The 13,548-nt window shown below is 50.8% G+C and carries 13 protein-coding genes; 9 read left to right on the top strand and 4 right to left on the bottom strand.

Features of this window, described 5'->3' with window-relative positions:
* Positions 1-114: 114 nt before the first annotated feature.
* Entirely contained in the window at positions 115-1,323 is a 1,209-nt protein-coding gene (locus tag Q1L34_RS14865; RefSeq protein ID WP_048757104.1) for an MFS transporter, read from the bottom strand.
* Positions 1,324-1,426: 103 nt separating this feature from the next.
* Between Q1L34_RS14865 and Q1L34_RS14860 the strand changes: the two genes are divergently transcribed.
* Complete coding sequence (locus Q1L34_RS14860) at positions 1,427-2,344, top strand: LysR family transcriptional regulator (protein WP_015584489.1); 918 nt, start codon at positions 1,427-1,429, stop codon at positions 2,342-2,344.
* Positions 2,345-2,510: 166 nt separating this feature from the next.
* On the opposite strand, the gene Q1L34_RS14855 is transcribed toward Q1L34_RS14860, so the two are convergent.
* The gene (locus tag Q1L34_RS14855; RefSeq protein WP_327204131.1) at positions 2,511-3,422 is read right to left on the bottom strand and encodes a LysR family transcriptional regulator; all 912 of its coding nucleotides are present in this window, start codon (positions 3,420-3,422) and stop codon (positions 2,511-2,513) included.
* A 99-nt stretch (positions 3,423-3,521) separates the two neighbouring features.
* Between Q1L34_RS14855 and Q1L34_RS14850 the strand changes: the two genes are divergently transcribed.
* From Q1L34_RS14850 to Q1L34_RS14840, 3 genes are all read left to right on the top strand, one after another.
* The gene (locus Q1L34_RS14850) at positions 3,522-4,631 is read left to right on the top strand and encodes an alkene reductase (protein ID WP_327204130.1); all 1,110 of its coding nucleotides are present in this window, start codon (positions 3,522-3,524) and stop codon (positions 4,629-4,631) included.
* 4 nt (positions 4,632-4,635) lie between these two features.
* Positions 4,636-5,355 (top strand): SDR family oxidoreductase, encoded by a 720-nt coding sequence (locus tag Q1L34_RS14845; RefSeq protein WP_237184214.1) that lies wholly within the window; start codon positions 4,636-4,638, stop codon positions 5,353-5,355.
* 76 nt (positions 5,356-5,431) lie between these two features.
* Positions 5,432-5,971, top strand: coding sequence for an ester cyclase (locus Q1L34_RS14840; protein WP_054828860.1), 540 nt, complete (start codon positions 5,432-5,434; stop codon positions 5,969-5,971).
* Positions 5,972-6,327: 356 nt separating this feature from the next.
* Here Q1L34_RS14840 and Q1L34_RS28430 read toward each other — a convergent pair whose 3' ends face one another.
* Positions 6,328-6,393, bottom strand: coding sequence for a hypothetical protein (locus tag Q1L34_RS28430; RefSeq protein ID WP_350340429.1), 66 nt, complete (start codon positions 6,391-6,393; stop codon positions 6,328-6,330).
* Positions 6,394-7,025: 632 nt separating this feature from the next.
* Between Q1L34_RS28430 and Q1L34_RS14835 the strand changes: the two genes are divergently transcribed.
* The 4 genes from Q1L34_RS14835 to Q1L34_RS14820 all read left to right on the top strand — a co-directional run bounded on the left by Q1L34_RS14835 (position 7,026) and on the right by Q1L34_RS14820 (position 11,334).
* On the top strand, positions 7,026-7,976 hold the full coding sequence (locus Q1L34_RS14835; RefSeq protein ID WP_143722644.1) for a zinc metalloprotease: 951 nt from the start codon (positions 7,026-7,028) through the stop codon (positions 7,974-7,976).
* 28 nt (positions 7,977-8,004) lie between these two features.
* Complete coding sequence (locus tag Q1L34_RS14830) at positions 8,005-9,387, top strand: M48 family metalloprotease (protein ID WP_048024348.1); 1,383 nt, start codon at positions 8,005-8,007, stop codon at positions 9,385-9,387.
* Between the two features lie 147 nt (positions 9,388-9,534).
* Positions 9,535-10,509 carry a hypothetical protein gene (locus Q1L34_RS14825; RefSeq protein ID WP_048024346.1) on the top strand — a complete coding sequence of 325 codons (975 nt, stop codon included), beginning with the start codon at positions 9,535-9,537 and terminating at the stop codon, positions 10,507-10,509.
* Positions 10,510-10,956: 447 nt separating this feature from the next.
* A complete protein-coding gene (locus tag Q1L34_RS14820; RefSeq protein ID WP_048024344.1) occupies positions 10,957-11,334 on the top strand; it encodes a RidA family protein in 378 nt (125 codons plus the stop codon).
* Positions 11,335-11,340: 6 nt separating this feature from the next.
* Here the strand turns inward: Q1L34_RS14820 and Q1L34_RS14815 are convergent, their stop codons facing one another.
* Positions 11,341-12,261, bottom strand: a complete 921-nt coding sequence (locus tag Q1L34_RS14815) for an AraC family transcriptional regulator (RefSeq protein ID WP_004861194.1) — start codon at positions 12,259-12,261, stop codon at positions 11,341-11,343.
* Between the two features lie 106 nt (positions 12,262-12,367).
* Between Q1L34_RS14815 and Q1L34_RS14810 the strand changes: the two genes are divergently transcribed.
* Complete coding sequence (locus tag Q1L34_RS14810; RefSeq protein WP_054828862.1) at positions 12,368-13,213, top strand: oxidoreductase; 846 nt, start codon at positions 12,368-12,370, stop codon at positions 13,211-13,213.
* The last annotated feature ends 335 nt before the right edge of the window (positions 13,214-13,548 follow it).

The following is a 13,548-nucleotide window of genomic DNA, read 5'->3' as shown; positions in this document are numbered from 1 at the left end:
CCACTACGGAGTGACACGGCTTAGCGCAAAGCGGTGGTGCAGCGGGCCGGAACGGGTAAGGGAGTGACGGAGCAGAATCTGACGGTCCGCTCCGCGGCAGGAGCGGACGTTATGCTAATCAATGATGAGGGGGTCAGACGGGATAGTACGTGTAGCCAGTTTCTTTTGAAGTATTATGACCAGGACGGGAAATACAGATGCGGCTAATGCACTAACAACCAACAGCGTGTTTAGATTTTGCGTGGTTATTTCCTGGTCAGGGAGTAATAAGGAAGACAGAAAGAACGCGAGAGTTGTTATCAGGTACATCATGGCTGTCTGTAGGGAAGTAAAACTGGCTCGTTGTTTATCCTCCGGAAACGGGACTACAACCGATGAAGCGCAAACCAGCCGACTGTATGAAGCCCCAAGAAATAAGGTTATAAATAGAAATACATTATGATAACCCATCGCGGGAATCAGCAAGCTTGCTACAAAGAGTAGCGTTGAAATTATCGCCAACAGCAGAGCAGATAAACGCGATGTCAGCATGCCTGTTATTTTTGTCGTCAGATAACCAGCTATCCCGCCGCTTAAAAATAATAAAGGTAATAGGTTTTGTTGGGCGCCCATATACTGCGTCATTAATGGGGTCAGAATGGGAATGATCAGCATTGGACTAAATTGTACCAGAGCAGTACAAGAGGCGAAAAGTAAGGTTGGAGAATCAATAGATAGCTTCCTCTGCACGCCCGGCGAGAGCGTATCCTTGGGGATAATAAATACTATCAACGGTAAAGATAACAGACAAAGTGAACTGATTAACCATAGCGCAGTATGCCAACCATAGTGCGTGCACAAAAATAATATAGCTGGCATGCCGACGATACTGACCAGCGAAAATGATGCAATGACCGTTGCCAGCATTTTTCCACGTAAGTTTGCCGGGGCATAATTTATCAAAATACTCATACCCACGCCCATTGTCGTCCCCCCCACCAATCCTGCGCAAAATCGTAGTGCCAGAAGAGTGCCAAAATGAGTCGTGAGTGTGGACAAAAATGTTAGTGCTCCCAGCAGCACCATATTCTTGAACAAGAACTGTTTTTTATTAAACAGGTCAATCCAATAAAAGGCCATGATTCCAGAAAGTACCGCACCCAGCGTATACATACCGGAGACATAGCCAGAAAATGATACAGGAACCGAAAATCCGTCGGCCATAAAAGCAAAAACAGGCGTTAACGCCATATATTCCAACGCATTAGTGAACTGGACAAAAGCCATAACAATGGCTATCCGCATGAGGGTTTTATGATTAAACGTCTGTGTGACCAGTGGCATAATAAGCAACCTATGGATGAAAGATATCCGAGTTTAACCACTATCAATGATGTTCATTAGATGGTAAAAATGGCACTTATTATTATCAAATGTGGGATAGTTGATGCGTTCAGCTCTTGATTTTAATGCCCTGAAAGTATTCATCGCGGTAGTTGAAAGAGAAAGTTTCGTGGGGGCAGCGAAAGTTCTTGCAATGCCGACATCAAACGTGAGTCGTTGCATTTCTCAGTTAGAAGAAAAACTGAATCTTCAGCTCATTGAGCGCAGCACCCGACATATGAAACTCACCCAGGCGGGGCATCTACTCTATACCCGAGCGAAGCCATTACTGGAGGCGCTTGAGCAAACTGAGACAGAATTAACGTTGCGGCAAATGCAACTCAAGGGGCCATTACGCATCTGTATTCCCAATGAGATAGGTCCTGCATTGCTGGGTTCTGTTATTGCCGATTTCGCCTGTCAGTATCCGGATCTGGAGATCAGCTGTGTGACTAATTTGTCAGGTCTCGAATCCCTGAGAGATGATCTGGATTTAGCTATCATTATTACCCGTGGTCAGATGGATGACAGTGACTATATAGCCCGGCATCTGGTGACTATTCCTTGCACCATTGTTGCCGCGCCCTCCGTCATTCAGCGCTACGGCACCCCTTCTCATATCCGGCAGTTTGAAGAATTACCCTGCATTACAACGGTAAGCGCCCTGAAAGGTGCCCCCTGGCAGTTTGTCACTATGAAGGGGGGATTTGAGACAATTAAGGTGAATGGGCATTATCGGGTAAACAGCGGAGAGATGGCAGGGCGCGCTGCGGTAGCCGGCGTTGGTTTTGCCATCCTGTCGAAACAAGCCTGCCAACCCTATATTAGCGATGGACGGTTAATCGAGATTGAGTTTGAACAATCGCCAGCCCCATTGCAGTTGTTCGCACTTTATTCCGATCGGCGTTACTTGCCGGCTAAAACAAGAGCGCTCATTGATTTTATGCATCAGAAGTTGAGCAATATATCTTTAGCAACGTAAGGCGGTATGGAATCGCGACAGAGAGTCCCGGTGGGATAATGAATCTCTACTTAACCCAGAGCGTCTGTTTTTTCGCTCACCGTGAATTTTATGGCCTGGTTTCCTCTGCGCGTCGAGCCAGGTCACGTAACGGTGAGTGAAAAAACGGGGAACAGGTCATCGATTTCTATTCATTTTCCAGCCAGTCAATGAAGAACCGGCTGAAAGCGGTAACCGGTAGCGGCTGCAGCCGTCGCTGCGGATAGACAAATTGCAGCCCGACATTTTTTTTATCAAAGCGGCTAAACCCAATAAAACTTTCAGCAAACAGCAGTTGTAGCCTGCCTTGTTCCACATCTCGCTTGACATCCCACCATGATTTGCTGGCGATACCCGCATCAGCCAGCACCCACTGGCGGAGTAGCGCGCCATCGTCGCATACCATGGCTGGGGTAAAGCGTAATGTGCTCTGTTGACCGTCGTGCTCAAAACGCCATTCGTTCATGACCATTCCGCGCAGCTCCAGCGCCAGGCATCGGTGGTGGTGTAAATCCTCAATGGCGCCCGGAGTGCCTGCCGCCCGAAGATAGTTGGCCGAGGCGACCAGAACCCGATGATTCGGGCGGATATTTCTGACGACCAGGCTGCTGTCTGGCAGGTTTCCGAAACGAATGCTCATGTCCAGACGATTGGCGACCAGATCTTTGACACTTTCGCCCAGGTATACCGAGGTTTTCACTGCCGGATGCAGCCGGGAAAAATCGAGCAGCGCCGGGCTGAGATACTGTCGGCCAAAATCGGAGGGGGCCGAAATACGGATATTACCGCTGAGCACCCCTTCTTTTTGCGTAAGTAGCGACTCAGCATGGTTCATTTCATCCAGTACGCGCAGCGCAGCGTGGTAGAACTCCTCACCGGCACGCGTCATGGTAATGGCGCGAGTGGAGCGGTGGAACAGACGGGTCTGATAACGCTCTTCAATCGCCTTCAGCCTGGCGGTCATGGTGGCCGGCGAGAGTCCCATATGGCGACCGGCGGCTGAAAGCCCGCCGGCCTCCACCACGGCAACCAGCAGTGCCATATCTTCAAGCTTTCCCATTATTCAGTAATCCTGAAAAGACAATCATATTTTAATGCCATTATCAAAATATCGCTCACCCCGTAAAGTATTTTCAACAATTCATTACGGGGACAGAAAATGGAAAATCGTACGCTTTTTGATAGCTACTACCTGAAGGCGCTCAGCCTGAAAAACCGGATTGTGATGGCGCCAATGACCCGGGCACGGGCGTTACAGCCGGGAAACGTGCCCTCAGCACTTATGGCGGCGTACTACCAGCAGCGCGCCAGCGCGGGGTTGATCATTACAGAAGCCACGCAGATTTCACCTCAGGGGCAGGGATACTCCTGGACACCAGGTCTGCACTCCGCTGAACAGATTGAAGGATGGCGGCTGAGCACAGAAGCCGTTCACCGCGCGGGGGGAATTATCTTTTCCCAGCTCTGGCATGTGGGGCGCATGTCATATGCGGGTTTCCAGGAAGATGGCAAACCTGTCGCGCCGTCTGCGCTCGCGCCCGATGCCCAGGTCTGGGTTGTTGATGAGCAGGGGGAAGGGCATATGGTCGATTGTCCGGAGCCGCGGGCACTTGAGCCTGCCGATATTCAGCAGATTATTGCTGATTACCGGCAGGCCGCACTAAATGCGATTAACGCCGGTTTTGATGGTATTGAGGTGCACGGTGGTAATGGTTATCTGATCGATCAGTTTCTTCGCCGGACATCGAACAAACGTACCGATGAGTATGGCGGTAGCCTGGCTAACCGGATCCGTTTTGCGCAGGAGGTGCTGGAGGCTATCAGCGACGCCATCGGCACTACGCGCACGGGCATACGCCTTTCCCCATTCATCACCCAGCGCGGAATGAACGACCCGCAGGTGATTGAAGCGATCCTCGCGCTGGCTGCATGGTGTGAAAAGAAAGGTATCGCTTATATCCATCTGGCAGAGGCTGACTGGGACGATGCCCCGCAGGTACCTGCTGAATTTCGTCAACAATTACGCGCCACCTTCAGCGGCACGCTTATTGTCGCCGGCAATTATACCCAGGACAAAGTGGACAAGCTCCTTAAGGCGGGGCTGGCCGACCTGTTTGCCTTTGGCCGCCCGTTCATTGCCAACCCTGACCTGCCGTACCGGCTCAGGAATAGCCTTCCATTAGCGACGGTAAGCAATCCCGCCACGCTTTTTGGCGGCAGCAGCGCAGGCTATACCGATTATCCGTTCTACACAATCGACGAGGCGTAAAGTGATGGCGAAAAAAACATTAATCATCGGCGGGAGTTCCGGCATTGGCTTTGCTGTGGCTGGCGCTCTGGCTGAACAGGGAGAAAGCCTGATCCTTGCCGGACGGGACGGAGAAAAGCTGGCGCGGGCCAGACAGTTACTGAGTCAGGAAAGTGCATCTGTGGATACTGTCGTCCTTGATATCAGCAAAGAGGAGGAGGTGATCCAGCTTAGCCAGACGCTCGGAGAGGTCGATAACATTATTGTGACGGCGGGATCGCATGCGCCCGGCGGGGCGCTCACTTCACTGGATCTGAACGAGGCCCGGCTGGCTTTCGACAGCAAATTCTGGGGCAGTATCCATGTCGCCAGGCATCTGAGTAAAAATATTAGTGCCCGCGGCACTCTGACGCTGACCAGCGGCTTTGTTTCCCGCCGCACTGTCGCGGGCGCTATCGTCAAAACCACCATGAACGCGGCCCTGGAGTCCGCCGTTAAGGTTCTGGCGAAGGAGCTTTCTCCGCTGCGGGTAAACGCGGTGAGCCCGGGGCTGACAGATACCGAGGCTTACGCCGGTATGGATCCTGCTGCCCGCGAAAAATGGTTTGCGTCTGCCGCTGAAACTCTACCGGCAAAAGCTTTCGGGCGGGCAGAGGATATCGCAAAAGGCTATCTGTTCGTGATGGACAATCCCTTTGTCACCGGATCCCTGCTGGATATCGAAGGCGGCGCGCTGATTAACTAATCCTCACATTTTACCCGCAAGCGGCTGAAATACGCCCGGGTTACCTGTTTCTTTGAGGCAACACAAAGGACCTTTTATGCAAAAGTTGACGATTTATCCTACCCGGCTGGCGGCGCTTATGCTGCTACCCGTGGCCAGCGCTGCCTTTTCTGCACCACCTGCGCTGGTGAAACCCCATCAATTGATTGCGGAAAATAGCCTGTTATCCGCCCGCGAGGCCGCTCTTGAAACCGTCGCGAGACGTTACGCAACATTCTGGAATACAGGTGATGAAGCCCTGGCCCGTGAGGCGCTGGCCGATAATTTTGTCGATAAGACGCCGCCTGAGGGCCGCAAACAGGGACCGGAAGGCGCACTTCTGGCCTCCCGTGCCTTCCGTACCGCCGTCCCGGATCTGAGTTGCGAGATTGAGCAGATGATCGTTGCAGGCGATCGAGTCGTATCGCACCTTCATTTCCGCGGACATTTCACCGGAACCTTCGGCAAACTGAAAGGTAAGGGCCAGCAGGTTGATTTTATCGCGACGGATATCTATCAGGTCAGGAATAATAAAATCATCGCGAACTGGCATCTTGAAGATAACCTGACCCTGATGAAACAACTGGGTGGGTCATAAAATGACGGCTTAGGGAAGAGGGCGTATTGCCAGGCAGTATGCCGAGAGACGGGCATCAACATCAGCATTTATCCTCAAGCCTGTCTGGAGCGGCAGGCGAAAACGAAAAGGTGTGAGGTCGCGCGTAATCTACGAAGAGAAATGCCACCGGGATTAGAGACAATCCGCGTTCAGCGCTCTTTCTTGTCCGCCTTTGGCATCTCTGTCCGCTGGTACCGCATCGGGTGGCTATTAATCAGGAGGGAGGTAACCACACGCTGGTTTTTTTAAAAGGGTCTCAGCAGGCACGACTCGTTGTGCCATTTATGCAGAAAGAACGCGATTTCGTCAATTTGACGCCCGCTGCTATTGGCTTCTCAGGCTATCTCTTTTTGTGCATGTTCACTGGTTTCGTCGTGACTGACTAAGCGGGCAATCAGCAACCGGGAGTAGGCTGGCAGAAGTTCACGTTCTGCTTCCTCACTTAAACATCAGTCCAGGCAACAGGCCCAGATAATCTATCGAGTCTCGACTCTCCTCTGGTAAATAGCGTTCATGCCGCAGAGACGAATGATTCCTGAATAATGTGATTGCCCTGCTTCCGATGTCTTAGGTCTCGAAGGTATAAGTTAGCCTCGTTCCTCGCTCACAGTGGACCTTCCGCTCAGTCAGTTCGTCCGCTTCGTGCCAGGAGCAGGCTTTTAGCGGTTTTAGAAATCTCTCTGCCGTGACCAAATTTTATCGGCCACTCCACTTTTGTCCCTGGTCTGGCAGGCCATCTCCCTGCCAAGTAATTTCCCCCAGCTAAGATTGGCTTCAATGTACTGCCGGACATGGGAGTCAAAGGTGACAACATCTGTTTGACGCGGCTTCATTAACATAAACGCCGATATTACTATCGCCGCTTAAACTTACATTCCTCGCACTGCTCATGTTCGTCACGGTTTTCATCCCATTTTTAGCGGTCCATTGACGCCCAATGAATCAGAACTATTATTTTGGAAAAGCTCTAAAACCGTGAGCAGTTATTGTTGGACGAAAAGTAGATTGTTAATCCACTACGAGGAATAGCATTATGAAACTTATTAGGGCTATCTGGATTACCGCTTTCACTATTTCTCCGATTTCTATTGCCGGGGCTATGGAGCTACCAACCGCATCTCAGGCGAAACTCGAACCTTTGACCTCATCAGTCGACAGGATGCCGGATTCAATTCCACCGGAGTTGTTCCAGAAAATGTTTCAGAGCCATAAACTCGTTGGTTCCCGGGGCTTAGCATGGACGAAGAAAAGGATCATTACGGTCGCATTCAATGGCGGCTCCGACGAACTCTACAAGCTGATCGAACAGGCGGCCAACGAATGGACTGCGGTAGGGGGACAACTGTCCTTCTCGTTTAAGGACGACGCAGGCAAATATCGGCATTGGACAAGGGATGACAAATTCCCCATGGCGAACATCAGAATTGCCTTTGACAACACTGGTTATTGGTCGCTTCTCGGTGTGTTAGCCCAAAATGTCGATCCTGGCGACCAGACTATGAACTTCGACGGGTTTCAATATGACCTACAGAAGTATTTTCATGGGCAAAACGCAGCTGAGTGGCGAGCTTCATACGCGCACACGACTGTCTTGCACGAGTTCGGCCACGCTCTCGGCCTGTCCCACGAGCACTTCAACCCGCAATGCCAGACAGACCTAAAGATGGACACCATCATCACTTACCTTATGGGTCCACCGAACAACTGGAGTCAGGAACAGGCACGCTTCAATATGGATGCGAAGTACTATGCCAAGATCCTAGCCCAGCAAGCAGGGCCGCTAGAATCCAAGCTTATGAGTTCACCCACTGCCGATCGGTCTTCCGTGATGCTATATGTTTTTCCAGTTAGCTATTACAAGTCAGGAGACAAGTCTGTTTGCAAGCCGAGTGGCGATCATGGCCAGGACTGGCCGACGATGCTATCAGAGGGCGACAAGCAATTCTATCGATCTAACTATCAAGTCATTCCCTCGCCGTTTTGAACATCCAGCTCGGTAAACAGGAGCAAAAATGATCCAGTGGGGTAAATGTGTCGCACTGTTTTGTGTTCTCAACACACTATCGGCATGGGCCTTCGCTAACATCACAAGTTCTGCGCCAGGTAAGTGCGCCGGTCAGATTACATACAAGTCTGACACAGACGATGCTTATGAGTACCTTGAGAACGAGCAACGTCAGATCTATACGCAGAACCGAGGTCTTACCGATCCCTATTCGCTGTCAGAATTGAATAACCCACGATCCGTATCTAACTTTGCGGAGCTAAAAAAACGAGCTATCGAGGCATGCCCTGAACCGTCGTTGCGTACGCAATGTGCACTTAATCCCGATATAGTTGATCAACTAATGAAGACGCTTCCATGTATGACATTGGCAACCCGCTTCGAGGCACCTCTGTTTATCTCGTTGATCAACACCTATACCGCCGAACTAGATAAGGTTCGGATAAGCCATTTTCCGAAATCACCGGTAACCCGGTTCGGATCGCTGCCTACAGGGACGTTTGATGCCCAAGCAATTCTCCCACCAGGTAGCAAAAATCCATTAGTAATTTTAAATCGAGATATTTTCTTTTTTACCGGAGCACTCTCCAAATCAATTTCCGACTCTATTCCGATAACGATGGGCGAAGCTGTAAGTCTGGACTATTCAGAACAGGGCATTCGCAATCGGCTTCAAGAAAACCCCTACATTGTAAATAATTTCGCGGATGCAATGTCACGGTTGGTTCTAGAGGGTAGTTCGAAAGGTGCAATAGAGGTCACTTTAGACGAAAACCACAACCATATACACGCAAGGTTGGTTACGGCAATGGACCTATTTCTTATTTCCCACGAGGAAGCGCATGTAATTCTAGGGCACGTTAGCGATCAGTCTGTCGAGTTTCGTCTTGCAGGAAGCCACGTCAAAGGAGGGGGGGCGCACACGCTGAAGCTCGCAGCACCAAGGAGGAAGAACCCATCTCTTACTCCAAACAGCCCGGCAGACGGGCCGTCGACGACATTGGAAGCACAGTTACGTACACGTAAGCAGGAGTTTCAGGCTGACGCACTTGGCTTCAAACTTATGATCTGGTCGGAGGAACAGCAAGATGATCCGATTGCGGAAATGATATCTGCAGCAGCACCTCACATAGTATTTCGCGTACTTGATGCAGCCAACTCCTACGGCAGAGAAGCCGGTAGATGGACATTCAGCGATGCTAACCACCCATCAGCGTCTGACCGAATCAAAGCGCTGTCGCCAGTCTTCGAAGAAATGGCCAAAACTAGCGAGCCGCTGCGGGAGGTAGATTTCCGGGTTCCGTTTGACGCTGCCTTCAAGGTGCTTCTCGCTGAAGCCGACCCTCAAATTCGCCAGAACCTTGGCCTACCGCCAAAGAAACTAAAATAGATGTTTAATTCCCTTTTCACACTGTCTTTAAGCATTGAATAGCAATGACGAGACGCTCAGGTGTGTTTTGTGCGTACAGCCGGGAATAAGTGCTTATTTTTACAAAATTCTCACTCATCGGGTAAACACAAAAAGGAAAAGTGAATCATGCGCAACTTGATAGTAGCAACCGTCGCTGTTTTTGCACTCAGTGGATGTAATTCCATGGGGATAATTTTGGGACCCAAGGTCGAACCGTCCACCGATACTGCAGAGAAAACTGTAGCGTATCCATTTGAGCAAAAGGCTCCGGCAATTTTTGGAACAGGGTACGACCAGAGTCTCTGCGGAAAATTGACAACTTCATCAAGTACTCCCCCTCCCGGAGCCTCAAGTATACCCGTTGTAGCGGCTGCTGCCTTGAATGCCATCGGTGGGGTGGTTATCGACACAACCGTTCAAGCGGCTAACGACAAAGTTAAAGAAATTGAAGGGCGTGCCAGCAAGTCATGGACAGGCGATTGGATCACTACCGTTGATGCCATGAGAAAAACCGATTGCATTGCTTTAATACGTTATACGGCAAAGATTTCAGCAAATGGGAGAGTTCCATCTATCACACAGGATGATGTTCAAATGGCAATTCTTCTTAGGGTGATGCCCTTTGGCAGTAACGCATTCCAGTTGAGTCCAATCTATGCATTATCACGCAAAAGCCTGGCGCTCACAAAGTGCGAGTCAAATTGCTCTGGCAATGCACAAGGACATGTCTCCATTTCGATAGCTTTGACCCAAACATTCCAGAAGCCCACTGGAGAAATTACTGAGGGCGGAAATACCACCCTCAGTATTGGCAGCGTACCAGTCAGTGAGAAAGGAACGTTGTACCAAGTGCCTATCAATAATTGGAGCATCGGTAACGCGCTCACATCATCCCCCTCTGCAACCAAGCCCGTTTCTTATGTTGGACGTGGTCCTGAGAATGTATACGTCAAGTTTGCGGTAACGGAAAATGGCACCCTGTCTGGACAAGATCATGCACAAGCAGAAATGAAAGCCTTGGGAGAGGCACTCGGTCCATTGGCAAAAAGCGTGTTGGATAAAAAATTAAAAGATCTCTCGGCAGCAGAAGATAAAAAATAGCTAAACTTTACAAGTTCCCCAAGCCCTAGTGGCATCTAGGGCCTTTCTTAACCCATGAACCGTATGACACAAGGCCAGGAACTCCTTATTGTAGTGGTTTAGTGAATTTCGTGGAACTATAGTGGATAGCTAGATTTGGTCATTTTGACAGGTATGAGAACGTCCGCTGATCGCTCACAGCGGCCACTGACCGTTGGCGAAGAGTGCTTTGCACCACAAGAGGATATCTCGGACATTACGACACGTTAGGTTAGATATCTAAAAGTGCATGGTTCGCCTGGGTGGGATACTTACAATGAGGCTAAGTGAGGTTGAATTTTTCAAGACTAACTGAATGGTCAAAACTGAGCAAACGGAGTAAGCAGTGTTCGCTATGCTGATGAATATTGAGCCGTAACAAGACAATGATAAGATTGATTTCTGTCTGGTCCCATTAAGGAACCCATTATGAACAGGCTGATTCGCAAAAATTATCCTGAGTTAGGTGAGGTAAAGGCCCCCTACGTTCACTCCGTGAGACATGGCGATACGCTCTATATCTCGGGGCTTACCGCATTTGGCACACCCGCACAGCAATCAGGCATCGTTGAACAGGCTGAGGAGATATTCAGTCAGATTTGTAAAATCGTCACCGCAGAGGGTACTGATTTCTCGTCCCTCATTAAAGTCACTATTTTCATTACCTCTTTTGACGAGATTAACGCGCTGCGCGAGGTACTCTACCGCTATTACGGCGATCACTTGCCTGCCAGTTCGCTGGTGGAAGTCAGCCGTCTCTTTGCACCCGATCTCAAGATTGAAATTGAAACGCTATTTGCCCTCTGATTAAGCTTAATGCGATGAAATAAATACCGAGGCTTGCTGGGCTGGCGGAACGGCGAAATTACGCTGCATACGTTTTATCTCCTCCGCCGGTGGCAGGCCAAACAGGCGTTTGAACTCGCGATTAAACTGCGACGGGCTTTCATAGCCTACGGCGTAACTCGCGGCGCTGGCGGTGATCTGCTGGCGCACCATCAACATGCGCGCCTGGTGCAGGCGGACCGATTTCACATACTGCATCGGCGGCATCCGGGTTATCGCTTTGAAATGGCTATGAAACGTCGGCACACTCATTCCTGCTTCCAGCGCCAGCTGCGTCAGCGTGAACGGCTCAGCGTAGAGAGCATGGATGCGCTGTAGCACTTTACCGATTTTGCCGAATTGCCCTTGCAAGGCCAGCGCGGCGCGCATTGCGTTGCCTTGCTCGCCTGTCAGAACCCGGAAATAGAGCTCACGCACCCGCGCAGGGCCAAGGATCGCCGCCTCAAGCGGATTGTTCAGAACTTCTAGCAAACGCAGCACTGCTGTTTTTACCGCGTCATCCATCGGACTCGACATCATGCTTTGCGGCACGGCGGGGGGATGCGGGGCACCATGCTGTTCAATCTGTAACATCAGTTCAGCGGCAAGCTGAAAATTCAGATGCATATAAATCGCCAGCAACGGATGTTCTGCCGAGGCGTCGGTTTCCATCACAAACGGCACCGGCACCGAAACCGCCAGGTAGTGCTGCTCATCATATAAATAGGTCTGCTGGCCGAAATAGCCGCGTTTGCTGCCCTGGCAGACAATCACGATCCCCGGATCGTACAGCACAGGTGTTCTGGCAAGCGGCCGGTCGGCACGCAAGATTCGCACATCAGGCAGCGCGGTCAGGTTGTACCCCTCCTGCGCGGCCAGTGTTTTCATCATGCTAATCATCCCGGACATCACGGCACCTCATAAAATCAGGCAATAAAAAGAGAAGATTCGGCCTAAAAACAGGACAGTACAGAGAATACCATGCAACCTTCACTGTTCATGGGAGTTCTTTTTTATGACATCGGTAAAAACGATTTTAATCACTGGCGTCAGCAGCGGCTTTGGTCGTGCGCTGGCGCAGGAAGCACTCACCGCAGGTCATCGGGTTATCGGGACCGTGCGTAATCACCACGCAAAGCAGGCTTTCGAGGCCCTTGATGCACAGCGGGCTTTCGGCCGCTTGCTGGATGTTACGGACGCCGGGCGTATTGCTGAGGTGGTAGCGGAGGTTGAATCGACCGTCGGTCCGGTTGATGTGCTGGTGAACAATGCCGGTTACGGCCATGAAGGCATCATGGAAGAAGCCTCGCTCGCAGAGATGCGCCACCAGTTTGAGGTGAATGTGTTTGGCGCAGTGGCAATGATGAAAGCCGTGCTAGCGGGCATGCGCCAGCGCCGTCGTGGCCATATTATTAATATCACCTCAATGGGCAGTTTTATTACTCTGCCCGGCATCAGCTATTACTGTGGCAGCAAATTTGCGCTGGAAGGCATATCAGAAACGTTAAGCAAAGAGCTTATCCCGTTCAATATACACGTGACCGCCGTGGCGCCAGGGTCGTTTCGCACCGACTGGGCCGGGCGTTCAATGGTACGCAGCGCGCGTAGCATCCCGGACTATGATGCTCTTTTCGAACCCATTCGGCAGGCGCGTATGGAAAAAAGCGGCAAGCAACCCGGCGATCCCGTGATGGCTGCCCGCGCCATACTGACAATCATTGAGAGCCAGAACCCACCCACGCATTTATTGTTGGGCAGCGATGCATTGAGTTTAGTGCGGCAAAAACTCGCTGCATTAGATAAGGAAATCGAGCAATGGGAAACACTAACACGTTCAACGGATAGCGACTTACCGGCTTAGACGGGAGTGCATTGGATAACCCATAATGGCCGGTCGCCCATACGGCCATTTTGTATCGGGCATCGTGCTGATGCCCTGCACATGAGTGATGTTGACTTTGCGGACGTGCGGTGAAGTCAACGTCTCCTCTAACTTAACGCCACCCTGGCGCCTCTGGCCAGAGTGCTAAGTGCCAGGAGCGGACGTTGTTAATGGCATGATGTATGAACCCCTGGAGAGTCGATCATCTGTACTCCTGTTAATCCATACGGGAAATATTGTTATCAATAGCTCTACAGCGGAAGCGTTAACTGTATATTTGCACGCTCTCATTGAGCCTGCCACTTTGTTAAAGC

The sequence above is a fragment of the Klebsiella ornithinolytica genome (genome assembly GCF_030505655.1).
GTDB classification, from domain to species: domain Bacteria; phylum Pseudomonadota; class Gammaproteobacteria; order Enterobacterales; family Enterobacteriaceae; genus Klebsiella; species Klebsiella ornithinolytica.
Note: the sequence above shows the minus strand (reverse complement) of the source record. Positions and strands in the feature narration are given on the sequence as shown.